The 24860-nt window shown below is 41.3% G+C and carries 38 protein-coding genes; 14 read left to right on the forward strand and 24 right to left on the reverse strand.

Features of this window, described 5'->3' with window-relative positions; genetic code table 11:
• Positions 1 to 173 precede the first annotated feature (173 nt).
• The 12 genes from cysJ (at position 174) to P3L40_RS05385 (ending at position 13802) form a co-directional block, all read left to right on the forward strand.
• Positions 174 to 1979 carry an NADPH-dependent assimilatory sulfite reductase flavoprotein subunit gene (gene cysJ, locus P3L40_RS05330; RefSeq protein WP_210853693.1) on the forward strand — a complete coding sequence of 602 codons (1806 nt, stop codon included), beginning with the start codon at positions 174 to 176 and terminating at the stop codon, positions 1977 to 1979.
• Positions 1979 to 3712, forward strand: coding sequence for an assimilatory sulfite reductase (NADPH) hemoprotein subunit (cysI, locus tag P3L40_RS05335; RefSeq protein ID WP_210853694.1), 1734 nt, complete (start codon positions 1979 to 1981; stop codon positions 3710 to 3712). The genes cysJ and cysI overlap by 1 nt, the downstream gene beginning before the upstream one ends.
• Positions 3709 to 4443: a phosphoadenosine phosphosulfate reductase gene (gene cysH, locus P3L40_RS05340; protein WP_004260748.1), complete on the forward strand. Its 735-nt coding sequence runs from the start codon at positions 3709 to 3711 to the stop codon at positions 4441 to 4443. The genes cysI and cysH overlap by 4 nt, the downstream gene beginning before the upstream one ends.
• 777 nt (positions 4444 to 5220) lie before the next feature.
• Positions 5221 to 6633, forward strand: a complete 1413-nt coding sequence (gene cysG, locus P3L40_RS05345) for a siroheme synthase CysG (RefSeq protein ID WP_210853621.1) — start codon at positions 5221 to 5223, stop codon at positions 6631 to 6633.
• Between the two features lie 13 nt (positions 6634 to 6646).
• A complete protein-coding gene (gene cysD / locus P3L40_RS05350; RefSeq protein ID WP_196732879.1) occupies positions 6647 to 7555 on the forward strand; it encodes a sulfate adenylyltransferase subunit CysD in 909 nt (302 codons plus the stop codon).
• A 36-nt stretch (positions 7556 to 7591) separates the two neighbouring features.
• Entirely contained in the window at positions 7592 to 9034 is a 1443-nt protein-coding gene (gene cysN, locus P3L40_RS05355) for a sulfate adenylyltransferase subunit CysN (RefSeq protein ID WP_136133950.1), read from the forward strand.
• A 5-nt stretch (positions 9035 to 9039) separates the two neighbouring features.
• The gene (gene cysC, locus P3L40_RS05360) at positions 9040 to 9648 is read left to right on the forward strand and encodes an adenylyl-sulfate kinase (protein WP_004260739.1); all 609 of its coding nucleotides are present in this window, start codon (positions 9040 to 9042) and stop codon (positions 9646 to 9648) included.
• Positions 9649 to 9808: 160 nt separating this feature from the next.
• The gene (gene ftsB / locus P3L40_RS05365; RefSeq protein ID WP_004260736.1) at positions 9809 to 10096 is read left to right on the forward strand and encodes a cell division protein FtsB; all 288 of its coding nucleotides are present in this window, start codon (positions 9809 to 9811) and stop codon (positions 10094 to 10096) included.
• A gap of 67 nt (positions 10097 to 10163) precedes the next feature.
• A complete protein-coding gene (ispD, locus tag P3L40_RS05370) occupies positions 10164 to 10901 on the forward strand; it encodes a 2-C-methyl-D-erythritol 4-phosphate cytidylyltransferase (RefSeq protein WP_004260733.1) in 738 nt (245 codons plus the stop codon).
• A gap of 9 nt (positions 10902 to 10910) precedes the next feature.
• Positions 10911 to 11423 (forward strand): 2-C-methyl-D-erythritol 2,4-cyclodiphosphate synthase, encoded by a 513-nt coding sequence (gene ispF, locus P3L40_RS05375; RefSeq protein ID WP_004260732.1) that lies wholly within the window; start codon positions 10911 to 10913, stop codon positions 11421 to 11423.
• Positions 11389 to 12447, forward strand: coding sequence for a tRNA pseudouridine(13) synthase TruD (truD, locus tag P3L40_RS05380; protein ID WP_094960915.1), 1059 nt, complete (start codon positions 11389 to 11391; stop codon positions 12445 to 12447). The genes ispF and truD overlap by 35 nt, the downstream gene beginning before the upstream one ends.
• A 164-nt stretch (positions 12448 to 12611) precedes the next feature.
• The gene (locus P3L40_RS05385; RefSeq protein WP_272693336.1) at positions 12612 to 13802 is read left to right on the forward strand and encodes a tyrosine-type recombinase/integrase; all 1191 of its coding nucleotides are present in this window, start codon (positions 12612 to 12614) and stop codon (positions 13800 to 13802) included.
• Here P3L40_RS05385 and P3L40_RS05390 read toward each other — a convergent pair.
• From P3L40_RS05390 to P3L40_RS05505, 24 genes are all read right to left on the reverse strand, one after another.
• Entirely contained in the window at positions 13789 to 13968 is a 180-nt protein-coding gene (locus P3L40_RS05390) for a helix-turn-helix transcriptional regulator (protein ID WP_272693335.1), read from the reverse strand. The two genes, P3L40_RS05385 and P3L40_RS05390, sit on opposite strands and share 14 nt — an antisense overlap.
• Complete coding sequence (locus P3L40_RS05395; protein WP_316928026.1) at positions 13961 to 14209, reverse strand: hypothetical protein; 249 nt, start codon at positions 14207 to 14209, stop codon at positions 13961 to 13963. Before P3L40_RS05395 ends, P3L40_RS05390 begins: the two co-directional genes overlap by 8 nt.
• Positions 14181 to 14375 carry a hypothetical protein gene (locus P3L40_RS05400; RefSeq protein WP_210853629.1) on the reverse strand — a complete coding sequence of 65 codons (195 nt, stop codon included), beginning with the start codon at positions 14373 to 14375 and terminating at the stop codon, positions 14181 to 14183. Before P3L40_RS05400 ends, P3L40_RS05395 begins: the two co-directional genes overlap by 29 nt.
• Before the next feature lie 7 nt (positions 14376 to 14382).
• Complete coding sequence (locus P3L40_RS05405) at positions 14383 to 14928, reverse strand: phage N-6-adenine-methyltransferase (RefSeq protein ID WP_272693333.1); 546 nt, start codon at positions 14926 to 14928, stop codon at positions 14383 to 14385.
• A 337-nt stretch (positions 14929 to 15265) separates the two neighbouring features.
• Positions 15266 to 15514 (reverse strand): hypothetical protein, encoded by a 249-nt coding sequence (locus P3L40_RS05410; protein ID WP_272693332.1) that lies wholly within the window; start codon positions 15512 to 15514, stop codon positions 15266 to 15268.
• Positions 15507 to 15746: a hypothetical protein gene (locus P3L40_RS05415; protein WP_144140585.1), complete on the reverse strand. Its 240-nt coding sequence runs from the start codon at positions 15744 to 15746 to the stop codon at positions 15507 to 15509. Before P3L40_RS05415 ends, P3L40_RS05410 begins: the two co-directional genes overlap by 8 nt.
• Before the next feature lie 10 nt (positions 15747 to 15756).
• Positions 15757 to 15918, reverse strand: coding sequence for a hypothetical protein (locus P3L40_RS05420; RefSeq protein WP_210853633.1), 162 nt, complete (start codon positions 15916 to 15918; stop codon positions 15757 to 15759).
• A gap of 296 nt (positions 15919 to 16214) precedes the next feature.
• Positions 16215 to 16412 (reverse strand): hypothetical protein, encoded by a 198-nt coding sequence (locus P3L40_RS05425; protein WP_210853138.1) that lies wholly within the window; start codon positions 16410 to 16412, stop codon positions 16215 to 16217.
• 69 nt (positions 16413 to 16481) lie between these two features.
• Positions 16482 to 16928 (reverse strand): single-stranded DNA-binding protein, encoded by a 447-nt coding sequence (locus P3L40_RS05430; RefSeq protein WP_272693331.1) that lies wholly within the window; start codon positions 16926 to 16928, stop codon positions 16482 to 16484.
• Positions 16928 to 17428 (reverse strand): HNH endonuclease signature motif containing protein, encoded by a 501-nt coding sequence (locus P3L40_RS05435; protein ID WP_272693330.1) that lies wholly within the window; start codon positions 17426 to 17428, stop codon positions 16928 to 16930. Before P3L40_RS05435 ends, P3L40_RS05430 begins: the two co-directional genes overlap by 1 nt.
• Before the next feature lie 46 nt (positions 17429 to 17474).
• Positions 17475 to 18089 (reverse strand): ERF family protein, encoded by a 615-nt coding sequence (locus P3L40_RS05440; protein WP_272693329.1) that lies wholly within the window; start codon positions 18087 to 18089, stop codon positions 17475 to 17477.
• A gap of 15 nt (positions 18090 to 18104) precedes the next feature.
• A complete protein-coding gene (locus tag P3L40_RS05445; protein WP_272693328.1) occupies positions 18105 to 18458 on the reverse strand; it encodes a hypothetical protein in 354 nt (117 codons plus the stop codon).
• On the reverse strand, positions 18451 to 18603 hold the full coding sequence (locus tag P3L40_RS05450) for a hypothetical protein (protein WP_180312428.1): 153 nt from the start codon (positions 18601 to 18603) through the stop codon (positions 18451 to 18453). Before P3L40_RS05450 ends, P3L40_RS05445 begins: the two co-directional genes overlap by 8 nt.
• A complete protein-coding gene (locus P3L40_RS05455; protein ID WP_272693327.1) occupies positions 18600 to 19073 on the reverse strand; it encodes a class I SAM-dependent methyltransferase in 474 nt (157 codons plus the stop codon). Before P3L40_RS05455 ends, P3L40_RS05450 begins: the two co-directional genes overlap by 4 nt.
• Positions 19070 to 19336 carry a hypothetical protein gene (locus P3L40_RS05460; RefSeq protein ID WP_048606419.1) on the reverse strand — a complete coding sequence of 89 codons (267 nt, stop codon included), beginning with the start codon at positions 19334 to 19336 and terminating at the stop codon, positions 19070 to 19072. The genes P3L40_RS05455 and P3L40_RS05460 overlap by 4 nt, the downstream gene beginning before the upstream one ends.
• Positions 19333 to 19488, reverse strand: coding sequence for a hypothetical protein (locus P3L40_RS05465; RefSeq protein WP_272693326.1), 156 nt, complete (start codon positions 19486 to 19488; stop codon positions 19333 to 19335). The genes P3L40_RS05460 and P3L40_RS05465 overlap by 4 nt, the downstream gene beginning before the upstream one ends.
• 65 nt (positions 19489 to 19553) lie before the next feature.
• The gene (locus tag P3L40_RS05470; RefSeq protein WP_272693325.1) at positions 19554 to 20549 is read right to left on the reverse strand and encodes a cell envelope biogenesis protein TolA; all 996 of its coding nucleotides are present in this window, start codon (positions 20547 to 20549) and stop codon (positions 19554 to 19556) included.
• 64 nt (positions 20550 to 20613) lie between these two features.
• Positions 20614 to 20916, reverse strand: coding sequence for a hypothetical protein (locus tag P3L40_RS05475; protein ID WP_272693324.1), 303 nt, complete (start codon positions 20914 to 20916; stop codon positions 20614 to 20616).
• 1 nt (position 20917) lies between these two features.
• Entirely contained in the window at positions 20918 to 21130 is a 213-nt protein-coding gene (locus P3L40_RS05480; protein ID WP_129467332.1) for a hypothetical protein, read from the reverse strand.
• Positions 21127 to 21483: a hypothetical protein gene (locus P3L40_RS05485; RefSeq protein WP_272693323.1), complete on the reverse strand. Its 357-nt coding sequence runs from the start codon at positions 21481 to 21483 to the stop codon at positions 21127 to 21129. The genes P3L40_RS05480 and P3L40_RS05485 overlap by 4 nt, the downstream gene beginning before the upstream one ends.
• A 29-nt stretch (positions 21484 to 21512) precedes the next feature.
• Positions 21513 to 22133, reverse strand: coding sequence for an Nmad5 family putative nucleotide modification protein (locus tag P3L40_RS05490; protein WP_272693322.1), 621 nt, complete (start codon positions 22131 to 22133; stop codon positions 21513 to 21515).
• A gap of 382 nt (positions 22134 to 22515) precedes the next feature.
• Positions 22516 to 22716, reverse strand: coding sequence for an antirestriction Ral family protein (locus P3L40_RS05495; RefSeq protein ID WP_094963050.1), 201 nt, complete (start codon positions 22714 to 22716; stop codon positions 22516 to 22518).
• A 72-nt stretch (positions 22717 to 22788) separates the two neighbouring features.
• Positions 22789 to 22995 carry a hypothetical protein gene (locus P3L40_RS05500; RefSeq protein ID WP_238563499.1) on the reverse strand — a complete coding sequence of 69 codons (207 nt, stop codon included), beginning with the start codon at positions 22993 to 22995 and terminating at the stop codon, positions 22789 to 22791.
• Positions 22996 to 23342: 347 nt separating this feature from the next.
• Positions 23343 to 24050 (reverse strand): XRE family transcriptional regulator, encoded by a 708-nt coding sequence (locus P3L40_RS05505; protein WP_272515427.1) that lies wholly within the window; start codon positions 24048 to 24050, stop codon positions 23343 to 23345.
• Between the two features lie 110 nt (positions 24051 to 24160).
• On the opposite strand from P3L40_RS05505, the gene P3L40_RS05510 reads away from it, so the two are divergent.
• Both P3L40_RS05510 and P3L40_RS05515 read left to right on the forward strand, forming a co-directional pair.
• On the forward strand, positions 24161 to 24373 hold the full coding sequence (locus P3L40_RS05510) for a transcriptional regulator (RefSeq protein WP_224050378.1): 213 nt from the start codon (positions 24161 to 24163) through the stop codon (positions 24371 to 24373).
• Positions 24374 to 24479: 106 nt separating this feature from the next.
• Positions 24480 to 24797: a CII family transcriptional regulator gene (locus P3L40_RS05515; RefSeq protein WP_272515428.1), complete on the forward strand. Its 318-nt coding sequence runs from the start codon at positions 24480 to 24482 to the stop codon at positions 24795 to 24797.
• Positions 24798 to 24860 lie beyond the last annotated feature (63 nt).

Below are 24860 nucleotides of genomic sequence, written 5' to 3' on the forward strand. Positions count from 1 at the left end.
GTTGTTATAACCTAACTGCATACCCTATATGTTTCAGGTACTGCGGTATTTTTTGCTTTATTACCTTAATTATTTGGGTGAATGAGCAAGTGTTAGGTTGTCGGTCTTTTCTGGGGTAATGACATGGCGTCGTTTTTAAAATCAAAGATGAATAACACTGGGGTTACAAGATAATGACAAAAAAACAGCCGCCATTAGCGGCGCTGCCAATATCTGTTGAGCAATTAGCACGTTTACAGACGGCCGTTGATGATTTTTCATCCCATCAACTCGCATGGCTTTCTGGTTATTTGTGGGGAATAGTAAATCAGAATACGCAAGTTGATGCATCTGTCAGTGCGCCTGTGGTTACCCAAGATACGGTCACAATCATCTCTGCATCACAGACAGGAAATGCACGCCGCCTATCAGAGCAGCTTAGAGAGCGTTTAGTCGGTGAAAAAATTAGTGTGAATTTAGTGAATGCAGGGGATTATAAATTCAAACAAATTAACCAAGAGAAAGTGTTAGTTGTTGTAGCCTCAACGCAGGGTGAAGGGGAGCCAGCTGAAGAAGCGGTTGCATTATACAAATATCTTCATTCTAAAAAAGCGCCAAATTTATCACAAACCAGTTATGCGGTTTTTGCGCTGGGGGATTCATCTTACGAAAAATTCTGTCAAGCAGGTAAAGATTTCGATTCACAGCTTGCATCATTAGGGGCGACGTCATTAACCGAGCGAATTGATGCGGATGTTGAATACCAAGGGATTGCGGATGAGTGGGTTGAAAGCCTCACTCAGATTTTAAAAGCTCGCGTTCCTGCTCAAAGTGATAGCCAATTATTGGCGACTCAAACAGGAAGTGTGAATGAAATTCATTCATCACCTTATAGTAAAACCGCACCATTGACTGCGTCACTTCTTAGCAATCAAAAAATAACCAGTCGGGACTCACAAAAAGATGTTCGCCATATTGAAATTGATCTCGGTGACTCTGGTTTACGTTATCAACCTGGTGATGCGCTAGGTGTTTGGTTCGATAATGACCCTGCTTTAGTTGATGAGCTGGTGGCTTTGTTGTGGCTGCAAGGTGATGAAGAAGTCTTTATTGGTTCGCAGCGCCACTCATTACGTGATGCGCTGATTTATCAATTAGAACTGACACAAAATACTCCAGTGATTGTCGAAAAATATGCTCAGTTATCAAAAGACGATGCACTATTGTCATTAATTAGCGATAAAGCCGCTATTTTGCACTACGCACAAAATACGCCAATCGTCGATATGGTACGCCAAGCGGCATCTCAGCCTACTGCCCAAGAATTTGTTGACCTACTGCGTCCGCTAACCCCTCGTTTGTACTCGATTTCTTCTTCCCAATCTGAAGTAGAAAATGAAGTTCATGCAACGGTTGGCGTTGTCCGCTATGAGATTGATGGTAAGGCGCGTACTGGTGGTGCGTCAGGTTTCTTAGCCGATCGCTTAAATGAGGATGATGAACTTCGTATATTCATTGAGCACAATGATAATTTTCGACTGCCACAAGACCCAAATACGCCTGTGATCATGATTGGCCCAGGTACAGGGATAGCGCCATTTCGTGCTTTCTTACAGCAGCGTGACAATGACGGTGCGACAGGAAAAAATTGGTTATTTTTTGGTAATCCACATTTTGTTGATGACTTTCTCTACCAAGTGGAATGGCAGCGTTATGTCAAAGACGGTTTACTAACCCATATTTCATTAGCGTGGTCTCGTGACCAGCAAGAAAAAATTTACGTACAAGATAAACTTCGCGAACAAGGTGAAGAAGTTTGGCAATGGTTACAAGAAGGTGCGCACATCTATGTGTGTGGTGATGCAAACCGCATGGCCAAAGATGTTGAACAGGCATTATTAGATATCGTCAGTCAATATGGGAACATGGACAGTGAAGAGGCTGATGAATTTTTAAGTGAGTTGCGCGTAATGCGCCGTTATCAGAGGGATGTTTATTAATGAGCAATGAACAACAACAAAAGCCCTTAATTGTCGAAGGTAAACTCGCAGACAGTGAACGCATGAAGCAAGACAGTAATTACTTGCGTGGAACCATTAAGGATGACTTAAAAAATGGGTTAACGGGGGGATTTGAGGGTGATAATTTCCTGTTGATTCGCTTTCACGGTATGTACCAACAAGATGACCGTGATATTCGTGCCGAGCGAGCGGAACAAAAACTCGAGCCTCGCCATGCAATGATGCTACGTTGTCGTTTGCCGGGCGGCATTATTACACCCAAGCAATGGCTTGATATTGATAAGTTTGCCACAGAGCACACGCTGTATGGCAGTGTGCGCATTACGAATCGGCAAACATTTCAGTTCCATGGCATTTTAAAAGGGGATGTAAAGCCTGCCCATCAAATGTTAAGTCACGTTGGTTTAGATGCCCTTGCAACGGCGAATGACGTTAACCGTAACGTGTTATGTACCTCTAACCCCGTGCAATCTGAATTGCACCAACAAGCTTATGAATGGGCAAAGAAAATATCTGAACATTTATTACCGCGCACTAGTGCTTACGCGGAAATTTGGTTAGATAAAGAAAAAATAGTGACAACGGATGAAGAGCCAATTTTAGGGCAAACTTATTTGCCAAGAAAATTTAAAACCTCTGTCGTGATCCCGCCATTAAACGATGTGGATTTGCATGCAAATGATATGAACTTTGTTGCGATAGCCCAAAATGGTGAGTTGATCGGTTTTAACGTGCTGGTGGGCGGTGGCCTTGCTATGACTCATGGTGATACGGCGACATTTCCTCGCTTAGCCAGTGAGTTTGGGTTTATTCCATTAGAGAAAACGTTAGCCATTGCAGAAGCGATAGTGACTACCCAACGGGATTGGGGAAATCGTACTGAACGTAAAAATGCGAAAACCAAATATACCCTTGAACGAGTGGGAGTTGATACTTTCAAAGCTGAAGCCGAAAGGCGCTCAGGCGTAGTTTTCGAACCTATTCGCCCATATGAATTTACTGAACGCGGTGACAAGATTGGCTGGCTTAAAGGCATTGATAACCGTTGGCACCTAACATTGTTTATTGAAAATGGTCGATTAATTGATTTAGAAAATAAACCATTAAAAACCGGCGTGGCTGAAATTGCACGTATTCACCAAGGGGACTTTCGTTTAACGGCAAACCAAAACTTAATTGTTGCGGGTGTGCCCGAAAGTGAAAAAGCGGCAATTGAAGCAATTGCCAGATCTCATGGGTTAATGAGTGATGACATTACGGCACAACGTGAAAATTCCATGGCTTGTGTATCATTTCCAACTTGCCCGCTCGCGATGGCCGAAGCAGAACGTTTTTTACCTGAATTTATTAGTCAAGTGGAAAGTATCATGGCCGCCCATCAAGTTGCCAATGAACATATCGTTTTGCGGGTAACGGGTTGCCCTAATGGCTGTGGGCGAGCCATGCTGGCAGAGGTTGGACTGGTCGGTAAAGCGATGGATAGATATAACTTACATTTAGGTGGAAATCGCATTGGCACCCGTATTCCACGCATGTACCGTGAAAACATCACTAGTACAGAGATTTTAGCTATTTTGGATGAGTTAATCGGCGATTGGGCGAAAAACCGTCTACCTAATGAAGGATTTGGCGATTTTGTTATTCGCACCAATGTTGTTAAGCCCGTATTGAATTCTGCTGTTGATTTTTATGAGGTTAAGGAGGCAGTATGAGCCGACTTGAACTAGCAACACTCATCGAACTCGATAAGCCCCAACAAGTCGCTTATCTCGCTGAGTTTAATTCCCAGTTAGAAGCAATGAATGCATTGCAGCGGGTTGAGTGGGCGGTTGAATACTTACCGACTGAGTTTGTGTTGTCTTCCAGCTTTGGTATTCAAGCGGCACTGACATTGCATATGGTGACGCAAATTGTGCCTAATATCCCAGTTATTTTAACGGATACCGGTTATTTGTTCCCAGAAACCTATCAGTTTATTGAAGTGTTAACAGATAAGCTGAATTTAAATTTGCAGGTGTATCGAGCCAAACAGTCACCGGCTTGGCAAGAAGCGCTGTATGGTCAACTTTGGACACAAGGGCTTGATGGTATTGAGCGTTATAACCAATTGAATAAAGTTGAGCCGATGGAGCGCGCGTTACATGAATTACAAGCACAAACCTGGTTTTCTGGTTTACGGCGAGAACAATCAGCAAGCCGTGCAAATTTGTCTGTACTAGGTATCGGGAAAGGGATTTTTAAAGTTTTACCAGTGATTGATTGGAATAATAAGCAAGTTTATGAATATCTAACAAAATATGATTTACCCTACCATCCGTTGTGGGAACAAGGGTATTTATCGGTTGGCGATACCCATACAACTCGCAAATGGGAAGAGGGTATGAATGAAGAAGATACGCGTTTTTTTGGTTTAAAGCGTGAGTGCGGGCTTCATGAAAACTAAATATTCGTCATAATTCAATCTGCAGCGTTGTTGGCTACGTGCACTCGCACTAGTCACATACTGGTGTATGCTCCTAGCGACTCATTTACTTGCCGCCTAGCTGCAACTTGAATTATTTAGAATATTGATTAGGTCATAATTCAATCTGCAGCGTTGTTGGCTACGTGCACTCGCACTAGTCACATACTGGTGTATGCTCCTAGCGACTCATTTACTTGCCGCCTAGCTGCAACTTGAATTATTTAGAATATTGATTAGGTCATAATTCAATCTGCAGCGTTGTTGGCTACGTGCACTCGCACTAGTCATATACTGGTGTATGCTCCTAGCGACTCATTTACTTGCCGCCTAGCTGCAACTTGAATTATTTAGAATATTGATTAGGTCATAATTCAATCTGCAGTGTTGTTGGCTACGCGCTATTCGAATAATTTAGAGTGTTGATTAGTCATGTTTCACGTTATGACTTGAGTTTAAAATATAAATAATTACGAATTTAATAAAATATTTGTTTAATTACAAAGGGATACTTTTTATTAAAAATAAGTATCTCTTATTTTTCCCTTATTTTTAATTTTCTTATAAATATTATAAGTTTGCGTTAAGTGTTGTGTTTTTTTTGATATTAGCGGGTTTTAATGGCTTTTATACAAATTTTTTGGCTTATGCTTTTCAGTTACAAGAAAGAGCTTTTTGTCATTTCAAACCTATTACGTGAAGCCATATAGTCAATTGTCTATTTCTTATAATAAGTTTATATAACGATGGGTGAGCAAGATGGATTATTTACCATTATTTGTCGATGTCCGCACGCGAAAGGTCGTGTTAATTGGCGGCGGTGTGGTCGCAGCACGAAAAGCAGAATTGCTAATAAAAGCACAAGCTGACTTAGTGGTCATCTCACCGACGTTATGTACACAGTTACAAGCTGAACACCAACAAAATAAATTTGCTTGGTTAGCTGAAGATTACCAATCCATTCATTTAGATGATGCTTTTTTAGTTATCGCAGCAACAGATGATGCATTACTGAATGAAACGGTTTTCTATGACGCCAATGAACGAAAAATATTTGTTAACGTAGTTGATGACCAACCATTATGTTCATTTATTGTGCCTTCTATTATCGATCGCTCGCCAGTGATTGTGGCGATCTCTTCAGGGGGGACTGCGCCTGTATTAGCACGTTTACTCAGAGAAAAATTGGAAACGATGTTGCCAACTTCTTTGGGGAAAATGGCGGAAATAGCCGGCCGCTGGCGTCATAAAGTCAAAGAAACACTTACTAATATGCGTGAAAGAAAACGTTTTTGGGAAAAAAGTTTCAGTGGTCGTTTTGCCTCTTTAGTAGAAAAAGGGCAATTCAGTGAAGCGGAACAACAATTGGAACGTCAATTGTATGAGCCTGATAACCATGGCGAATTAATCTTAGTCGGTGCTGGGCCGGGTGATGCGGGGCTACTCACGTTAAAAGGGTTGCGAGTTTTACAAAGTGCAGAAGTGGTTTTGTATGACCATCTGGTGAGTGAGGAAATCCTCGAGTTAGTTCGCCGCGACGCTGACAAGATTTGTGTTGGGAAACGCGCAGGAAATCACAGTGTTTCCCAAGAAGAAACCAATGCTTTAATCGTGAAATTTGCTCAACAAGGTAAAAAAGTGGTGCGCCTTAAAGGTGGTGATCCTTTTGTTTTCGGGCGAGGAGGGGAAGAGCTACAAGTGGCGGCGCAAGCGGGGATCCCATTTCAAGTGGTTCCGGGTGTGACTGCAGCAATTGGTGCAGCCGCTTACGCAGGAGTTCCGCTGACTCACCGTGAACATTCACAAAGCATTACGTTTATTACGGGTCATTGCCGTGAAAATGGGATGGAACTTGATTGGCAGGCACTTGCTCGAGGAAACCAAACCTTAGCTATCTATATGGGTACCGTGAAAGCTGCGAAAATCAGCGAACAATTGATTCAATTTGGCCGTGCTGAAAATACCCCTGTAGCGGTTATCGGCTGTGGTACAAGGCGTGAACAAAAAGTAGTAACCGGAAAACTCGATGAACTTGAAGTGTTAGCACAGCAGGCACCTGCTCCTGCTTTGATAGTGGTTGGTGAAGTCGCTGCATTACACCAACAACTCGCATGGTTTGGTTCTCAAACTGAAGATATAAGATGGCGCAGTGCCGTATTGGAACTGGCTTAAGTAAGGGGCTATCGTGAACGACAAAAAATTGACTCATTTACAGCAGTTAGAGGCAGAAAGTATTCATATCATTCGTGAAGTTGCCGCCGAATTTGCTAACCCAGTCATGCTGTACTCTATTGGTAAAGATTCTTCCGTGATGCTGCATTTAGCACGCAAGGCATTTTATCCGGGAAAACTACCATTTCCTCTTTTACATGTTGATACCGGCTGGAAATTTCGTGAAATGTACGAGTTTCGCGATGCAACTGCAGAAAAATACGGCTTTGAGCTACTTGTTTATCGTAATCCTGAAGGGGAAAAATTAGGGATTAACCCGTTTGTGCACGGCAGCGCTAAGCACACAGATATTATGAAAACCGAGGGCTTAAAGCAGGCTTTAGATAAGTACGGTTTTGATGCTGCATTTGGTGGTGCTCGTCGTGATGAAGAGAAATCACGTGCCAAAGAACGGATCTACTCTTTCCGTGACCGATCTCATCGTTGGGATCCTAAAAACCAACGGCCTGAGTTGTGGCATAACTATAATGGACAGATCAATAAAGGGGAAAGTATTCGTGTTTTCCCGTTATCAAATTGGACTGAGCTCGATATCTGGCAATATATCTATTTGGAAAATATCGATATTGTTCCCCTGTATTTTGCAAAAGAGCGGCCGGTTATTCAGCGGGACGGCACTTTGTTAATGGTGGATGATAACCGTATTGACTTACAAGCTGGTGAAGTCATTAGTCAGCAAAAAGTGCGTTTTAGAACATTAGGTTGTTGGCCACTGACCGGAGCTGTGCTATCAGAAGCACAAACGCTGCCTGAGATTATAGAAGAAATGTTGATTTCCACAACGAGTGAGCGGCAGGGGCGGCTGATTGATAGCGACCAATCCGCTTCTATGGAGTTGAAAAAGCGCCAAGGTTATTTTTAGTGGGCAAGGTGAATACGCAAAGTCAGGAGAAAAATCATGGCACAAGCCGTTTATAATGAATCAATCGCTCATCAAATCGAACAGCAAGGTGGGGTAGAACCTTACTTATTGGCGCAGCAACAAAAAGGATTATTGCGTTTTTTAACCTGTGGGAATGTGGATGATGGTAAAAGTACCTTAATCGGCCGTTTACTGCATGATACCCGCCAAATATACCAAGATCAGCTGTCAACTTTGCAAAGTGACAGTAAGCGGATAGGGACTCAAGGGGAAAAGCTTGACCTTGCTTTGCTGGTGGATGGCCTTGCTGCTGAACGTGAGCAGGGGATCACAATCGATGTGGCTTATCGTTATTTTTCAACAGAAAAACGCAAATTTATTATTGCGGACACTCCCGGTCATGAACAATATACGCGCAATATGGCGACAGGGGCATCAACTTGCTCACTTTCTATTTTGTTGATCGATGCTCGAAAAGGGGTACAGGAGCAAACACGTCGACATAGTTTTATTAGTACATTGCTTGGGATTCGCCATCTTATTGTTGCCGTCAATAAAATGGATCTGGTGGATTACAGTGAAGCCATTTTTGAAAAAATAAAACAAGATTACCAAAAGTTTGCGATGGAATTGCCTGTGGATTTAAAGGTATGGTTTGTACCTATCTCTGCCCTAGATGGCGATAACATTGTAAATTCAAGTGATAATTTGAAATGGTATCAAGGTGATACGCTATTATCGATATTGGAAAATGTTCAAGTGGAACAAAAAGCCTCGGAGCAAGCTTTGCGTTTCCCTGTGCAATATGTGAACCGCCCAAATTTGGACTTTCGCGGATACAGCGGGACATTATCATCAGGTGTCGTGGAAGTGGGGCAAAAGGTTAAAGTGTTGCCCTCTGGCGCCATCTCAGCAATCAAAGAAATTGTGACATTTTCAGGGTTACAAGATTTCGCTGTGCCGGGGGAAGCAATTACATTAGTGCTTGAGGATGAAATTGATATCAGTCGTGGCGACTTAATTGTTGCACAAGATGAAACCTTACAAAGCACACAGCATGCCTCTGTCGATGTCGTGTGGATGTCTGAACAGCCGCTAGTTCAAGGCCAACAACTTGATATTAAAATTGCGGGAAAACGCAGTCGGGCAAAAGTAGAAAATATTCAATATCAAGTAGATATCAATAATTTAACGCAGAAAGTGGCGACAGAGCTGCCATTGAATGGTATTGGTTTAGTCGAATTTTCCTTTGATGAACCATTGTTACTGGAAAACTATCAACGCAATTCAGACACTGGCGGAATGATTTTTATTGATAGATTAACAAATGTGACCGTCGGAGCGGGTTTAGTCCGCGAAACACAAGCCCCTGTCTTTGAAAAAAATAGTAATTTTAGTGAATTTGAAATAGAGCTAAACAAATTAGTCCGCCGCCATTTCCCACATTGGGGTGCACGTGATGTTTTAGGTGGGAAATAATACGGATGACAAAAGAAAACCATATTGTTTGGCACCAACACGCGGTAACTCGCCAATTACGCGAAAGTAATAATGGCCATAAAGGTGCTGTGTTGTGGTTCACCGGGTTATCAGGTTCTGGGAAATCAACATTAGCGGGGGCAATAGAGAACCAACTTACGTCCATGGGAATGAAAACCTACTTGTTGGATGGCGATAATATTCGCCATGGTTTATGCCGTGATTTAGGATTTAGTGAGGCTGATAGACAAGAAAATATCCGTCGAGTGGGAGAGGTGGCTAAGTTAATGGTCGATGCGGGGTTAATTGTTGCGACTGCCTTTATCTCACCTTTCCAATCGGATAGACAGAAAGTTCGTGACTTGTTTGAACCCGAGCAATTTTTTGAGTTGTATGTGGATACCCCCGTAAATGTTTGTGAACAGAGAGACCCTAAGGGGTTATATCAACAAGCACGAGAAGGTAAAATAAAACAATTTACTGGGATTGATTCCCCTTATGAAGTACCACAACATCCTGAGCTGCATCTGGATGGTCAACAACCTATTTCGGATTCTCTTTCCCAAATCATTGCGCTTTTATTGCGCAATCATGTCATTCAGCTAGATTATTAATACAGCTAAAATACCTCCTTTATTTTATTCGATGGTAAAATAAGGCGGTATTTTGCGTATTCAAACCCGACTTAATCTGACTTTTTATCACAATTTCAGTATCACAGTGGCGTCAATCGTTGAGTTATGGGATGATTAGCAAATCATTTCAGGGGGCAAGATGGGTAAATTAACGCTACTATTAATTGCGATATTAGCTTGGTTACAGTATTCCTTATGGTTAGGCAAAAATGGCATACACGACTACGTACAAGTCAAAGATGATGTCGCCGCTCAGGAAATTGTAAATTCGCGTTTAAAAATGCGTAATGAACAGCTATTCGCTGAAATCAACGACTTAAATGATGGCCAAGATGCGATTGAAGAACGAGCTCGAACTGAGCTTGGGATGATCAAACCAGGGGAATCATTTTATCGGATGGTTAAAGAAAGTAATAACCAGAAATAGACATAATAAAATGATGTCAAAATAGTATACCCATTAGCCTGATAATTTCTGATGTAAGAATTCAACAATGACAAATCCAAACCATGCCCCAGAAAACAATCTCCCTCAAATTGTTGCACTGATTCCTGCTGCTGGGGTAGGTAGCCGTATGAATGCCGAGTGCCCAAAACAATATTTGCAGGTTGCAGGTAAAACGATCATTGAACATACCATAAGCGCATTGCTCGAAAATGATAAAGTGCAAGAGATTGTGGTTGCTTTGAGTGCAGAAGATGATTATTTTCAGCAGCTTGCAATTTCTAATGACCCACGAGTAACGACGGTTATTGGTGGCAAAGAACGTGCTGATTCAGTATTAGCAGGTCTGGATTTTTTAATCACTAACCCCAATTTTTCAGATTGCTGGGTATTAGTGCATGATGCGGCGCGTCCCTGCCTCCATCAATCAGATTTAAATGAAATTATTCAATTAGCAGCGGAAAAAAATTGTTGTGGTGGGATCCTCGCAGCCCCCGTACGCGACACCATGAAACGCAGCTCAATAGCGAGTCAATTAATTGACCACACTGTTGAACGTGAAGCGTTATGGCATGCGCTCACACCACAATTTTTTCCGTTAACATTATTACGGGACTGTCTAAGTAAGGCCTTGAAAGAAAACGCTGTGATCACAGATGAAGCTTCTGCACTAGAGTATTGCGGCCACCAACCAGTGTTAGTTGCTGGCCGCGCTGATAATTTAAAAGTGACGCGCCCAGAAGACCTCACTTTAGCGGAATTTTATCTTTCAAGAATGAACAATTAAGGAAAAAAAATGAGAATCGGACACGGTTTTGACGTACACAAATTTGGTGGCGAAGGCCCTATTATCATTGGTGGTGTGCGTATCCCTTATGAACAAGGTTTGCTCGCGCACTCTGACGGTGATGTGGTATTGCATGCGTTAACTGATGCAATTCTCGGCGCTGCTGCATTAGGGGATATTGGTAAATTATTCCCTGATACTGACCCAGCATATAAAGGGGCGGATAGCCGAGTCTTATTGAGAGACGCGTTTTGCCATGTGCGTGCCAAAGGGTATCGCATTGGTAACATTGATATTACCATCATGGCACAGGCACCAAAAATGTTGCCACATATCGCGCAAATGCGAGTGAATATTGCCGAAGACCTTGAGTGCCACATGGATGATGTCAATGCGAAAGCGACCACAACCGAGCAATTAGGTTTTGTGGGGCGTAAAGAAGGCATTGCCTGTGCTGCAGTTGTTCTTTTAATAAAAGATAATAGTAATGAAAGTAATGAATGTTCAGTACCTGCATGGTAAGCCATTGTCTTCTGGCACATTAAAAAGTGTCCCAGAAGATTTTATCGTCAAAGAAGATTTAGGCTTTGAGCTAGATGGCGAAGGCGAACATGTTATGGTTCGTGTGGAAAAAACAGGCTGCAATACGGTGTTTGTTGCTGAACAACTAGCAAAATTTGCTAAAATTTCAGCGAGAGCGGTCAGTTACGCAGGTTTAAAAGATAGGCATGCAGTAACGGAGCAGTGGTTTTGCCTGCAAATGCCAGGTAAAGAAACACCTGTTTTTTCGACTTGGCAACTCGAAGGCTGCCGAATACTGGCTGTCACTCGGCAAAAACGCAAATTACGTATTGGTTCCTTGAAAGGAAACCAGTTCGAAATAACCTTGCGTGATATTTCAGATGCAAAAGACGTTGAGCAACGTTTACAGAAAGTTGCATTATCAGGGGTGCCTAATTACTTCGGTGAACAACGTTTTGGGCGCGATGGGCAAAATTTAACGCAAGCGTTGCGTTGGGCAAACCAAGAAATCAACGTACGTGAACGCAACAAGCGCAGTTTTTATCTTTCTGCTGCACGTAGTGCAATGTTTAATCATGTGGCAAGCGAACGTATTGCAAATAATACTGCTCAACACGTAATGCTGGGAGATGCGCTGCAATTAACCGGCAGAGGGAGTTGGTTTGTCGCGACACAAGATGAATTTGCTACATTGCAACCACGCTTGGAGTCCAACGAGTTAAGTATTACAGCGCCATTACCGGGTGATGGGGAATTGGGAACTCAGGATGAAGCACTGGCATTTGAAACCCAGTGTTTAGTGGATTATCAACCCTTTATCTCTTTAATGCAGCGCGAACGAGTTTCTTCAGCTAGACGGGCGGTAGTTGTTAAACCACAAAATTTACAGTGGGAATGGTTGGATGACTCGACGGTAAAACTGAATTTTTTCTTAAACTCGGGTTGTTTTGCAACCAGTGTTGTGAGAGAAATTATTAATCAAAATGGGCAGGATAATGTCGATGCTAAAGATTTTATTGAGTAATGATAATCTTTATCCATAGGCATCCATTGGTTTCCACGAAGTTTATTTAACTCAATGATAGATGGGTTTAGTTTTCCATAGATTTCCATATCTATCCATTGACATCCATGAAAAAACAGGACAACTTACAGGACAACTTAATCTTATCCTGAGGTTGTCCTGTCATGGCTCTTACTGATACAAAGATAAAATCCCTCAAACCAAAAGACAAAGCGTATAACGTAGCTGATAGTGATGGCCTGTATATTGAAGTTAGGCCAAGCGGTAGTAAATTCTGGCGTTATAGGTTTTGGCTTTCCTCATCAAAAGATGGTCGTTACACCATCGGCGAATATCCGTTCGTTTCATTATCAGAAGCGAGAAAAGAAAGAGATTGGGCTAAAAGTATTGCTAGGAAAGGGCTTAATCCGACAACTGAAAAGAAAAACCAGCAACACCAGATTGAACTTGAAAGCAAAAATACATTTATGTTTATTGCTGAGGAGTGGATGGATAAGAAATCCATTACTTGGAAGGAGGGGACAAAAAAGCAGGTTAGGGAATACTTGGAGAGGGATTGCTTCCCTGCATTTGGACATAAGCCAATTAAAGAAGTTACTCCTAATGATATCCTGTTAGTAATGAAAAACATGGAGAATAGAGGTTCTGCGTCAACAGCTTTAAAGGTTAGGCAGTGGTGCTCATCTATTTTTTGCTATGCAGCTTCTACGCTCAGAGCAGAAAGTGATCCGGCTGCTTTGTTAAAAGGTGCAATAATTACACCCAATACAACTCACTCTAAGAATATAAGCAATGATAACCTGAAGAAGTATTTTGATAATTTAAATAAAAGCAGGGTTTATCTGCAAACAAAATCCGCCTTGTATTTACTTCCGTTTTTATTTGTTCGTCAGGCTGAATTAAGAAATGCCACATGGGACGAGTTTGACCTAGATAATAATTTATGGGTGATAAAAAAAGAACGAATGAAAATGGGTAGGCCGCACAGCGTACCTTTGACTGATAATATCACTAATGAATTCATTAAGCTGAAAGCGGCATTTGGTAACAATGTTAACGGGCTAGTATTTCCAAGTATTATCAATAGTGCAAAGTCACTGAGCTACACAACGTTAAATAGAGCTATTACTTATCTTGGGTTTGGTTCTGGTGAATTGACGTGTCATGACTTCAGGGCGACAGCTTCGACACGTCTATATGAGGCAGGATTTAGAACTGAGGTGATAGAGAAGCAATTGGCGCACGCAGAACAGAATAGAACTATTGCTGCGTACAACCATGCTGAATATTTAGATGAAAGGCGGAAAATGATGGAGTTTTGGGAGTCTGAATTACTGTCTATCATTGATGGGTAAACTTAGTGTTAAGCCACTGAATAACTTGCTCGGCAGGCCATCTAGAAGATGAGCCGTTTTTAACTTGTCTTGGGAACCTGCCGTGTTTAATCTCCCTGTAGATATATGATTTTTTATATCCAGTTAACTCTTCAACTCCACGCATATCTAAATATCTATTATCCATGTTTTTCTTCCTTATGTAACTTTTCAACATAAACACTAAGCCATATATTTACGGTCGTTTTATTTAATTGGTCTGGCGATAGCCAAGTGGTGAATTTATTTAGGTACTTACTGAGAATTGACTTTCGTTTTACATCATTAAGCGGCTTGTTATTTTCTAATTCTTGCTTACATTCCTTTGCAACTCCTCTTAATCCATTTTCTCTTACCACATCATCCATTCTTTCTTTTATATTGAGCATCATCATCTCCGCAATCTTTGCAGCAATATGCGCTATTTGGTGCTGCTGGCAACTCTTCGCACCAGATGCACATTCCGTTTATTGATTTAATTACTGGCTGGCGATTTGATAATGCGGCTTGAATGTGTAATTGTTCTAGTTCGTTTGCTGAGTCAATAATATCCATAATTCACCTATGCTATTTTCCATTCATTTAATATTCGATTGCCGATATTCATTAATTCGTCTCTATCGACAGTGCTAATTATCTTTCGTGGTTTAATGTAAGGTCGCCATATTAAAAGCATTGAGCCTTTATTATTTCCGTTAACTGGTTTGTTTGTTCCTGCATTAATAAAAGATATTCTTCCTCCTGTAATTAATCTAACCTCATCAACTGTTTCCAGTGCAGAATTAAACCAGCCTACTGATGTATCATTAGGAATTAACATCACTATTGGTTGTAATTGCTTTTTACATTGCTCAGCGGCTTTATTAATCCATGGCTGAATTTCACTGTACGGGGGATTACAGAATATAGCCCCATAACTTTCCCAATCGCAATTTAACGAGTCGTCTTTTTCGGTGAGGTAATGAGCACAAAGATGGTTATTTTTATCGGCGGCGGCATCTAAATAGAAACCGAATTCAGCGTCCAATGCTGTGAATAAGGGTAGGGGAGTTTGCCATCTATCACGCAATTCCTTTGGTGTGTGGCTGCCTCCATAATCAGATTTCATGTCACAACCTATGCGCTTGAGCTGAAATATTACCTAGCTTATTTCGTTTAACCCACACTTTCATTTTCGGTCTTGTATAGGCGCAATCCTTGTGTCCTTTATCAATAAAATAAGCTATACATTGGCTTGCGAATATTAATAACCCCGTATTGTTTGGTTTATTTAAAGTTAAAGTAACTCTCATTAATAACCTCCCCACAAACTATCTCAACCTTCCGCACCTGCATTATCTGCATAGCACGGCTCTCGCATTCTTGCTGTGTGTATATTTGCTCTGTAACAGGCACAGCAGAACCCTGTATTAGCATGAGCAATACATATCCGATTATTTTCATGGTTATTTATTTGAATATTTAATTAAAGTTTCTTTAATCCAACTCTCAGCTTCATTATTACAAGTCAACACATCACTCATCATTAATTCAATATCGATAGATTCATTTGCAATATGAGTTAATGTATTCATAAACATTGCGAATTGAGATTCGTCACATTCAATAAAGTTAGCTCTGTATACGCTTATTAAATGATTTCTTGCATATAAAACACCGAGCTTCATTTGCTGTCTGTTATATTCATCATTCATTTTTTATTTTCACTCCGTTGCTGATTAATATTTTCTTGCAATGTGAAATAGCATCGTTATAACCATTATTGAAACCACACGGATTAATTGAAGTTGATTCGCTTGTTAATTCAATCTCCAAACTCTCGCGTGATGCTTTCCATACCATCCACATAATCGGAATGGACGCTTTTAACCAAGGAAAGCCGCCATCATTTATAAAAGCTTCAAATTGCTGCCTTGATTTATCCATCACTCCACCTTTATTCCTCTGGCTGTACCCATAAATCGACTACATCACCCGTAAATTCAGCTATAATTTCCAACCTCTCATCTTCAGATAATTTCGCCCATTCTGATTCTGTATAACCAATATCAGTGCTACACGTTGAACCTTGGTTGTTCGTTCTTGCATATAGAAGCATCTACTTACTCATATTCATTCCTCTTTATTGCATCTATTTAATCGCTAGGATTAAAACGTTTCATGGCAAACACTTATTTACCTTCTACACTTAAGCCCGAAAGAGTAGTTACAAGCTGTGTAACTTTTGCCGACCTCCCTGTGTCGGCATTTTTTTATCTAGCTTCCTTGCTAAATTCCATGCCTTAACTATTCTTAAACTGCATACACAGATAAATTATAAGTTTCATTCCTGCACGTCCCCTTGCCGTCCTCTCTGTGGCGGCTTTTTTATTCATTGCATCCCTACGAGTTAAATTAATCCTTATCCCAGTCTGGATATAGCTTTACCAGTTCACGAATTAATGGTCTGGCATATTGGTTTGGGATGTTTATGTAATCAAAGTTAGGGTTTTCTGTGTTTTCTCCGATTTCCAGAACATCACTAAATCTTCCCATTCTTATTTCTTTTGCTTCGCCTTCAAATTCGATATCAATATAGCTATTTAATTTCATATCTATCTCCTGTTTGCATCCTTGCAAATATATCCTTTGGTTAAATCACATAAATAGCGGGAAGGGTTGCTAGAATGGTGGTTCTTCATCAAAATTCATTGGCGGCTCGTTATAACTCGGTGCCTGTGGTTTATTTGATTGTTGTGGTTTCGGGCTTCCTGCCTGATTGTTGCCACCTAACATTTGCATAGAGCCGCCGATATTCACAACGACTTCTGTTGTGTATCGGTCTTGCCCGCTTTGGTCTGTCCATTTTCTGGTTTGCAGAGAGCCTTCGATGTATACCTGACTTCCTTTTTTCAGATATTCACCTGCAACTTCAGCTAACTTGCCGAAAATTACCACACGATGCCATTCTGTTTTTTCGCGCATTTCACCCGATTGCTTATCACGCCACGATTCCGATGTGGCTAGTGTGATATTTGCTACTGCACCACCATTTGGCATATAGCGAATTTCAGGGTCTTGGCCTAAGTGACCAATGAGAATTACCTTACAAACTCCACGACTTGCCATTATTTTAATCTCCCGTTGTGGTCTCTTTTTCTGTTTTTAATGTTCTCCAAAGCGTGATGCCTTGCGTGTGATTCTCTGGTCATTAATTGAAGGTTTTCTGGTGAGTTATTACTTCTATTGTGGTCTATGTGATGAACGCACTCATTCGGCATTAGCTTTCTCCCTATTATTTTTTCCATAATTACAACGTGGGCTGACCTTCCTTTGTTTTCGCCCATAGTTATTTCAATATATCCGCTAGGTTTTAGTGAGAATCCTTTTCCTATACCAGACCTGCCTTTAGATATATTTTCCTTCCATTCTTTGGTGAATGTTCTTTTCTTTCCTAGGAGTCCCTTGCCGAGCCTTCCTTGCGATGATGCTAGCCTTATGGCATCGACTCTACTTCTGAGTATGTTTTTCTTTTTTAATCTGAATCGAATTGTTGATAGTGGAATTCCAGTTTTATTACTGATTTCTGTTATGCTCATTCCTGAGAGGTATAGTTCAGCTTCATCCATAGTCACCGCCAATAAGTATGACCTTGTTTACACCTTTACTTGCCATTTACGCTGCCTTTTTAAGTTCGCTAATTCTTATTCCAGTTAATCGCTTACACTCTTCTTGGTGAGTGCCGCTTAATTCATTCCATACTTTTTTGTACTCATTTGTGATCGCAAGTTCGCTAGTTGCTTCATGCAAAAAGCCTGTGTAATCACTTAATATTTGCTCTGGTGTTCTCGGTGCTACGTTATGCACCTCTGCGTCAGCATCAACCGCTGTTTCCTCTGTCGGTATGCAAAACGCTTGAAAGGCTGCGTATTTATATGCAATAGACATTGCTTTGTTTGTGGCCTTATCTCCGCTATCCATAGCTTCACCATAAGTCATGACTGTGTGTTTGCTGCCATCCGTGACAGATACAAAATCAAACTCAGCTTTGACGGTTACGTAAAATAATGGAGTTCCTTTTTGGCTAAGGCGTTCACATACCGACCGCTCAGTACAGCGAGTTAAGATAAGTAATCCGTGCTTAACTAATGCAGGAGCTAAGGCGTTATAAACCGCATCAATACCCCTAAACGCATAATTTACACCGCCGCCTTTGGGTTTTTCCTTGCTAATGCCTTTTTCTGCCAGCTCCTTGGCAACATTACTTATTGCTTTGTATACCTCACTCATAATTACCTCCGAAAATTAGTCACCCACAACCCTACCACCTAATGGCAACTCTGTGACGCCACGATAAGGGTCAAAGTTATCTTTGAATAAATGCCTTGCGTATCGCTCCAAGTCAGCCTGTCTTCGTTGCGCTTTAATGTGTTCAGGTAGAGGAGGGTAGAATTGGGACATTTCTAAGTTTTGACTTTTAACTAGTGCGGCATGAGCTAATTCTAGTGTTGAAATCCTTTCAACTGGTTGAATTTCATTGCCCGTTAGGTCACGCACTCTTCGCCTTTCGATATCTTCATCAATCATTGATAAAGCATATTTCAGGGCAGCATCCTTGCTTTTATGGCTAGGGAATGCAGGTATTAAATACTTACCCATATTCTCCCCTTAGCCAGCCTGTTGGCACTGATTGAGGCTGAATACCAAGGCTTTCCATGCGATAGTATTCAGCTTCTTCCTCACGCTCCCTGCGTCGCTTCTCGGCATCCTGCCTTTGCTTGAGTTCATACTCTGAAATTCTCATGCTGCGTCCTTAATGAATAATATCCAGTGAGTCTTATCGTTCTTGCCGACGCGCTGAACTATCGTTGGTTTATAGTCAGTAAGAGCTAATACTTGCTTTGTTGGGATTTGAGTTTCATTCCATTTGAAGGCTAATGTTCCATTTGGTCGTAACACTCGAAATGCTTCACTAAACCCCTTGGCTAAATCCTCTTTCCACGATTCTTTATTTAATCGACCGTACTTTTTAAACATCCAACCATTGTGGCCAGCGCGAATTAAGTGAGGTGGGTCGAATACAACTTGATGGAATGAGTTATCAGGGAAAGGTAGGCTTTTAAAATCAGCGATAATATCTGGTGTTATATTTAGCTTCCTGCCATCACATAGAATGTGTTTTTCTACCCTTATATCACTGTAAATTGCTCTGTTGTCTTTCCTGTCAAACCAAAACATACGACTACCGCAGCACATATCTAGTATCTGTTTCATGCCGCGTCCTTACTTAACTTGGCTACTGCCGAAAATATTAGGCTTCCTTTCCCTCTGGTGATGTACTCTTCCATAAGCGCATCAGTCCATTCATGCTTTAAGAGGAAATCAACTATCTCCTCAATCGGTGCATCCATTGCAGTAAAGAGAGCGTCCGTATCTCCCTCTATTTTTTGCACTTCATGGTTTTCAATTGATAACCTGAAGTCTTTATCAAACGTTATTGACGGGTAATAGCCTTTTGTATTTATGTGCAATGTCATATCCACCTCGGTATCAGTGTTATGAAGGCAAGTAGGGCGACAACAACAGCCACCCAGTCCCACTTAATTTTGTTTTTAACTTCATCCTTGAAGCTCTCGCTATTCAGTCGATAGCTGAGTTCCTGACGTTTTAATTCGTTAATTTTTGGCATAAGAAATCCATCACTTATCGATTGATAGCGATTGTTATTTAGGTTCTGGGTTGGTGCGGTGGGTATTAGTAATTCATTGTCATGTGGGGGATTTGGTTACTTGCAACTAGCTTAATAAATTCAGTTGCTAATTTTTCGTCAAATCCGTTACTGACTAAGGCTTTCAATGCCTCTTGATTAAATACACGGCGATGTTCTTTATCTTCTTGACGCTTCGCATCTTCCTTACGCTTGCGTTCTTCTTCTGCCAGTCGCGCTTGTTCAGCTTCATGAGCTTTCTTGCGTTCAGCTTCGATAGCTAATTGTTTCTCGCGCTCGGCTCGCTCCTGAGCTTCTTTGGCATCACGTTCAGCCTTTTCCTTGGCTTCTTTAGCTGACTGCTCTGCACGTTGAATAGCTTCCTGCTTTTCACGCTCGGCGCGCTCGGCGGCTTCCTTAGCTTCACGCTCACGCTGTGCTGCTGCTTCGATTTCTTGCTGTGCTTTTTGTTCGGCCGCTAATCTTGCCTGTTCCGCAGCTTGTTTCTTCAGCTCTTCTTCGTGTGCAATACGTTGGCGTTCTGCTTCGGCTTTAGCTTCTGCTAAATCACGGTCGAATTTCTCATTCATGAGCAGGGCGATTTCATGGTCTGACTCGATACGCTCAGCAAGTGCCTTGCCGAAAGCCTCATTCATTTCTAGCGCTTCTTCGTGCCACGCTAACATTTGCTTTTCTGCTTCGATTCGCTCTTGCTCGGCTTCCCACTCAGTTAATGGCTGTCGAACTTTATCGCGCAATGTATCGAAACGCTCTCGCACAGTTCGGCGATTGGCGTCGATTAGCTTTGGTATTTCTTTTAACTCTGCCACCAAGTCTTTACCGAGCCCATCAAGGTAAGTTTTCGATTGAGCGACTTTGTAAGCCAGTGAAGCAATTTCCTTGCGACCTTTGGCAGTGCTAACATCTGGAATAAAAGAGTTAACTTCTTGCTCTACTTTACGAATGATATCTTCGACGCTATCCGATGACTTAAATACTTCAAGTGCGGTCGATTTCTCAATTACGACTAATTCATTTGCCATTTCCTATGTTCCTTATGTGCGTATTCCTCACTATTAATAGCGATATGAATGATTAAGTGGTGGGTTACTGCTGACCGAGGGCTTTTGCGATTGCTGCTTTGGCTGTGTCTATTGCGTCTGCTAAATCACCTAAGCCATCAATAGCTTCTTTGGCACTTTCAGTTAGCTCAATCAGAGCCTCTAATAACTCTGGTGCTGCTGCGATTAGATGGGCGTTTGCTTCTTGTACAGATTCACTTTCAGGCCAATCAGTAGACCAGATTTCAACCCAGTCGTTATTTTCACAACCATGAACCGTAGCAATATGTCCGCTATGGCAATTATTTCTATCCGTTAACCACGGCGCAGGCGTTCCTTTAAATTCCATATCACCCCCTAGCCTTTAATATTGCATATGCTTCATTAAAAACATCTTTATCTACCCACAAAACCAAAGCTTCTTCATCTAAATCAGCATCAGTAACAAAAGAGACTGTCGTGTTATCAGTGCTTTCTTTTATAGCAGTTATAGTCTTTGATAAAAGCTGGAAAGATATATTTTCACTTCCGATTTCATTAATTAAGTCAGATATAGAAATCATTTATTACTCCTAGCCTTTAACATTGCATCTGCCATGCGGTAGGCTAAATCAGCAGTAATGAAGTAACATTCAGACTGAGGGTCAGCACCGCAACCACCCATATATTTAGCTGCAAAGTAATCGCGTAATGTCGCATCACTTGCCATTAACTCTGGATCCTTGCCATCTGGACGCCACAGCAAATCATAGTCGCCGTTATCATCGAAACTGGTTACTTGGTATTTCCAGCGGTGGCCTTTGAATTCGAAGGTTGCAGGAGTTCCAACAGTGTAGTTTCCAGTTTTTGGAAATCTGGCATTTCTGTATTCTTCATATTCTTCCGAATCTTTATATACTTTCAGTGTTATTGTCATGCTCCCTCCGTTATTAACTAAATAGCAAGTTAAGCCGCTTTTTCAGTTGGCAATCCGATAATTTCATTTAGCTTTTCAACTTTAAGTGCGGGTAATTGAACTGATGCTTTTTCAGCATCTTTAGGCAATAGCTCTTTAGCTTCAGGCCAGATGGCTAATAGGCGCTTAACGGTAGTTACTGAGTTTAAAGCTGCTGTTACATTTGATTTAACATCTTTAACTTTATTGGTGATATTTCGTTTTTCATCCTCAAGCTCTGAGAACTTAATGCTTAATGGGTGATCGGCTGCAAACAGGCACTTAGAATCACATGGAGTGAGTAGGTAAGTATTATCTCCATTTTCTTTTTTACCGTACTTCAACCAAAGTCGCATTCCACCAAACGACGCGTAAAGTCTGTGTCTTAGTGCGTAATGAACACCAATGTCTTCATTTACTGATTGGCGAAGTTTTTCTGTAAGCTCAACAGCCTTGCTATATAGCCCATCCATTTCTTTGGCTTTACTTTCGCCGCCGAGCGCTTCAATGCGAACCTCTAAAGCTAACTTGTTATATTTCAGGTCTAACTCTTTTTCCTGCTGGATAACACCTGATTTCTCTAATGCGTTTTGCGTGATAACTTCTTTCAAGCTATTTGTTAAACGAGTCATATCTCTATCTCCTGTCTATTAATCAACTCACCAACCTATTGATAATCCACACTCTCGCAGTGGACGCGCTCATGCCCTTGAGTTCATGCCGCTCAATCGCCGCTAATAACTGGTGCGTATTTGGCTTGTACGCTGCTTTACCAGAGCATATTCGCTTATTAACCCTCACAACGGTGTGCTAAACCTGCTCGCCATTACGCGACTCGGGGCTGAATCATGACTTCAGCTTTCAATATGCGGTCTATCCGCTTACTTGTTACATAAATCCTCCGATTCAGACGGTACTTTTCGTAAAGACGAGACCGATTTATCGCCTTTGGTTTATTGTCGTGCTGTCAAAAAAGCTACCTCACCACAGCCCACCTTGATGGACTGTAATTAGTTAACTGTGCTCGTTTTTCTGCTGCTCAAGCTCTCTTGCTATCATTGCAGTTGTGCGTATCGCCCATTTATCGATAATTAATCCATCCTCCATCACTAGAACCATTTCCTCTGGCCTAACCATACATTCAGCATCAAGTTTGCAGCCTTTGCATTTTTTGAACTGGCTACACCATTTGCTAGTGTCAATAGTCGTATTCATACGGATAGTCCTGATATTGACTCATGTCATCGTCTGGATGCTCGTCGAATTCTTCGATATCGTCTTCCATATTCATCCCCTTGCCGTAACACTTCCATCACTCATAATCGGCTTGCGTAGCCGTGGTTGCTTGCGTGTGTCTGGTGCTGATTTGAGCTTCTTCAACTCAACGATTATCTGCGCCATAACATCAAATGAATTGACCTTCCGTGATTCTTCTTTGCGCTGTTCCATGCGCTTCTCTTTCCTGCGTAATTTGTAACGCTGTCTTGAGTTCATAATAAAATCCTCAGTTAGTTAACTTTGGTGATTGGTGGTGGTCGCCTAATACCACACGTGCCGCCGTAGCGTTCACCAATCCCAAAGCTAACTTCACTTTGGCCTCCCGTTTTCAAGGAGGAAGCTAAATTATTAAAGAGCATAAGGCGTATATTTCATGTTGCTTGCCTTCGATGGAGTTAACTATAACCATAGTTATATAACCAGTCAATAACCAAATTAATATTAAATATGAATATAGTTATAAATGCATGAATTAGAAATGAAAAAAAATCAAAAATAATTTTGATTTCGTGATTTATAGGCAAAAAAAATCCCCTATTAAGGGGATTATTGAGTGATGTAGGTTATAGCAAGGATGCAACCCAGAATACTTTACCGATTATCTCTATTGAATCTGCGCTTACTTCCTCATCTGGGTATACATCTTTGTTGTAACTTCTAATTATAATTTTTTCTGGTGATGATCTAACTAATAGTTTTATTCTTTTCCAGCCATTTTGGTTTATTGCGTAAACCTTCCCATCAACTATTCTTTTATCGTTGCAGTTTACACTAACAGTTGCCCCATCTGATATTACAGGCTCCATTGAGTCTCCTGTAGCAGGGAAGCAAAGAACACCAGTTCCATCAGTGTTAGCCCCAACTTTGCGTAAAGTTGACTTTGAAAACCTTAACTTAAATCCATTGTAGTCATCTTCATTATATGAGCCATCACCGCAGGCAAACTCTATATCTTTCAAAAATGGAACCTCAACCTCATCAGATTCTAGCTCATCCTTTCCACTCCACGGAATTACCTTTCCCCATTGATCCTTACTAGGAACATTAGACTCTGGAACTCCATCACGAATATGACCCACACCATTAACCAGCCATGTAGGGTTAACTCCTAGAGCGATAGCCATCTCTAGTGACTTTGTTGATGATTTTGCCCTTCCTGAAACAAGCTTAGCAACTGCTGGCTGGGATATACCCACAGCTTTAGCTAATTGTTCTTGTGACATAGAGCTGGCTTCTAGAGCCATTTTTAAGCGTTCTGCAAATGTTTTCATAGATAAATCATATAACCGAAGTTATTTATAATCAAAGAACCATAGTTATTGATTTTTTCCATAACCTGATTTATATTTGGTTATGAAATATAACTACGGAAGGATTCTGTATGAATTTGGTAATACAAAAAGCAATAGGTATTGTTGGTAGTCAGGAAAAACTAGCAGCAATCTGCGGAGTTACTCAACCAGCCGTTCATAAGTGGCTAAATGGTGGAAAAGTAGCCCCAGAAAGAGTTAGTGCAATTGTAGAGGCTACGAATGGAGCAATTAAAGCTCACGAGCTTCGCCCTGACTTACCTTTTTTATTTCCACATAACTAGTTTTAACTGCTCTTTAACATCTTATCCGCTCTCCTTGCAAACGGGAGAAAACTTAACTCACAGGAACGTGAGCAACGGACTAACTACGTCAAAAGGAATTTAACAAATGGACTACGCAATTTCACGCAACGTGCGAGCTATTGAGGCTCGTATTCGCAAAGGGATCATCTTAACCACACCTAAGCAAGTTGCTAAGGCTGTCGGTGTACACGAATCCCAAATCACTAGATGGCAAGCTGAGAACGGCTTTGTTGAGAAGGCAGCAAGACTGCTAGACGCAATAGGGTTCGATGCGCCAATTCAAGATGTGATTATTCAGGGTGATGAGGCTAGGGCATTAATTCAGATGCTAGAGCATGTCAGATACCCAAAAAGAAAAACCTCAAAGGCGGCAACCGATGAGGCTCAAATAGAACTACTTTAAGGAATCAATATTTGCAGGAGTGATTATACATGAGAAACAAATTTAATTACAGCGCTGTGCATA

The sequence above is a fragment of the Providencia sp. PROV040 genome (genome assembly GCF_032706145.1).
GTDB lineage: Bacteria > Pseudomonadota > Gammaproteobacteria > Enterobacterales > Enterobacteriaceae > Providencia > Providencia hangzhouensis.

Bases quoted from the DNA above. Each gene is read 5' to 3' on its own strand.
- ftsB (WP_004260736.1), top strand. From the start codon at position 9,809: ATGGGTAAATTAACGCTACTATTAATTGCGATATTAGCTTGGTTACAG.
- P3L40_RS05500 (WP_238563499.1), bottom strand. From the start codon at position 22,995: ATGAACTCAAGACAGCGTTACAAATTACGCAGGAAAGAGAAGCGCATG.
- P3L40_RS05475 (WP_272693324.1), bottom strand. From the start codon at position 20,916: ATGGAATTTAAAGGAACGCCTGCGCCGTGGTTAACGGATAGAAATAAT.
- P3L40_RS05495 (WP_094963050.1), bottom strand. From the start codon at position 22,716: ATGAATACGACTATTGACACTAGCAAATGGTGTAGCCAGTTCAAAAAA.
- cysG (WP_210853621.1), top strand. From the start codon at position 5,221: ATGGATTATTTACCATTATTTGTCGATGTCCGCACGCGAAAGGTCGTG.
- ispF (WP_004260732.1), top strand. From the start codon at position 10,911: ATGAGAATCGGACACGGTTTTGACGTACACAAATTTGGTGGCGAAGGC.
- P3L40_RS05430 (WP_272693331.1), bottom strand. From the start codon at position 16,928: ATGGCAAGTCGTGGAGTTTGTAAGGTAATTCTCATTGGTCACTTAGGC.
- P3L40_RS05465 (WP_272693326.1), bottom strand. From the start codon at position 19,488: ATGCCAAAAATTAACGAATTAAAACGTCAGGAACTCAGCTATCGACTG.
- P3L40_RS05460 (WP_048606419.1), bottom strand. From the start codon at position 19,336: ATGACATTGCACATAAATACAAAAGGCTATTACCCGTCAATAACGTTT.
- P3L40_RS05405 (WP_272693333.1), bottom strand. From the start codon at position 14,928: ATGAAATCTGATTATGGAGGCAGCCACACACCAAAGGAATTGCGTGAT.
- cysH (WP_004260748.1), top strand. From the start codon at position 3,709: ATGAGCCGACTTGAACTAGCAACACTCATCGAACTCGATAAGCCCCAA.
- P3L40_RS05420 (WP_210853633.1), bottom strand. From the start codon at position 15,918: ATGCTTCTATATGCAAGAACGAACAACCAAGGTTCAACGTGTAGCACT.
- P3L40_RS05510 (WP_224050378.1), top strand. From the start codon at position 24,161: ATGAATTTGGTAATACAAAAAGCAATAGGTATTGTTGGTAGTCAGGAA.
- ispD (WP_004260733.1), top strand. From the start codon at position 10,164: ATGACAAATCCAAACCATGCCCCAGAAAACAATCTCCCTCAAATTGTT.
- P3L40_RS05410 (WP_272693332.1), bottom strand. From the start codon at position 15,514: ATGAATGATGAATATAACAGACAGCAAATGAAGCTCGGTGTTTTATAT.
- P3L40_RS05480 (WP_129467332.1), bottom strand. From the start codon at position 21,130: ATGATTTCTATATCTGACTTAATTAATGAAATCGGAAGTGAAAATATA.
- cysJ (WP_210853693.1), top strand. From the start codon at position 174: ATGACAAAAAAACAGCCGCCATTAGCGGCGCTGCCAATATCTGTTGAG.
- cysI (WP_210853694.1), top strand. From the start codon at position 1,979: ATGAGCAATGAACAACAACAAAAGCCCTTAATTGTCGAAGGTAAACTC.
- P3L40_RS05445 (WP_272693328.1), bottom strand. From the start codon at position 18,458: ATGGGTAAGTATTTAATACCTGCATTCCCTAGCCATAAAAGCAAGGAT.
- P3L40_RS05455 (WP_272693327.1), bottom strand. From the start codon at position 19,073: ATGAAACAGATACTAGATATGTGCTGCGGTAGTCGTATGTTTTGGTTT.
- P3L40_RS05450 (WP_180312428.1), bottom strand. From the start codon at position 18,603: ATGAGAATTTCAGAGTATGAACTCAAGCAAAGGCAGGATGCCGAGAAG.
- P3L40_RS05385 (WP_272693336.1), top strand. From the start codon at position 12,612: ATGGCTCTTACTGATACAAAGATAAAATCCCTCAAACCAAAAGACAAA.
- P3L40_RS05415 (WP_144140585.1), bottom strand. From the start codon at position 15,746: ATGGATAAATCAAGGCAGCAATTTGAAGCTTTTATAAATGATGGCGGC.
- P3L40_RS05400 (WP_210853629.1), bottom strand. From the start codon at position 14,375: ATGGATATTATTGACTCAGCAAACGAACTAGAACAATTACACATTCAA.
- truD (WP_094960915.1), top strand. From the start codon at position 11,389: ATGAAAGTAATGAATGTTCAGTACCTGCATGGTAAGCCATTGTCTTCT.
- P3L40_RS05440 (WP_272693329.1), bottom strand. From the start codon at position 18,089: ATGAGTGAGGTATACAAAGCAATAAGTAATGTTGCCAAGGAGCTGGCA.
- cysC (WP_004260739.1), top strand. From the start codon at position 9,040: ATGACAAAAGAAAACCATATTGTTTGGCACCAACACGCGGTAACTCGC.
- P3L40_RS05390 (WP_272693335.1), bottom strand. From the start codon at position 13,968: ATGGATAATAGATATTTAGATATGCGTGGAGTTGAAGAGTTAACTGGA.
- cysN (WP_136133950.1), top strand. From the start codon at position 7,592: ATGGCACAAGCCGTTTATAATGAATCAATCGCTCATCAAATCGAACAG.
- P3L40_RS05395 (WP_316928026.1), bottom strand. From the start codon at position 14,209: ATGCTCAATATAAAAGAAAGAATGGATGATGTGGTAAGAGAAAATGGA.
- P3L40_RS05435 (WP_272693330.1), bottom strand. From the start codon at position 17,428: ATGGATGAAGCTGAACTATACCTCTCAGGAATGAGCATAACAGAAATC.
- P3L40_RS05515 (WP_272515428.1), top strand. From the start codon at position 24,480: ATGGACTACGCAATTTCACGCAACGTGCGAGCTATTGAGGCTCGTATT.
- P3L40_RS05490 (WP_272693322.1), bottom strand. From the start codon at position 22,133: ATGACTCGTTTAACAAATAGCTTGAAAGAAGTTATCACGCAAAACGCA.
- P3L40_RS05470 (WP_272693325.1), bottom strand. From the start codon at position 20,549: ATGGCAAATGAATTAGTCGTAATTGAGAAATCGACCGCACTTGAAGTA.
- P3L40_RS05485 (WP_272693323.1), bottom strand. From the start codon at position 21,483: ATGACAATAACACTGAAAGTATATAAAGATTCGGAAGAATATGAAGAA.
- P3L40_RS05425 (WP_210853138.1), bottom strand. From the start codon at position 16,412: ATGAAATTAAATAGCTATATTGATATCGAATTTGAAGGCGAAGCAAAA.
- P3L40_RS05505 (WP_272515427.1), bottom strand. From the start codon at position 24,050: ATGAAAACATTTGCAGAACGCTTAAAAATGGCTCTAGAAGCCAGCTCT.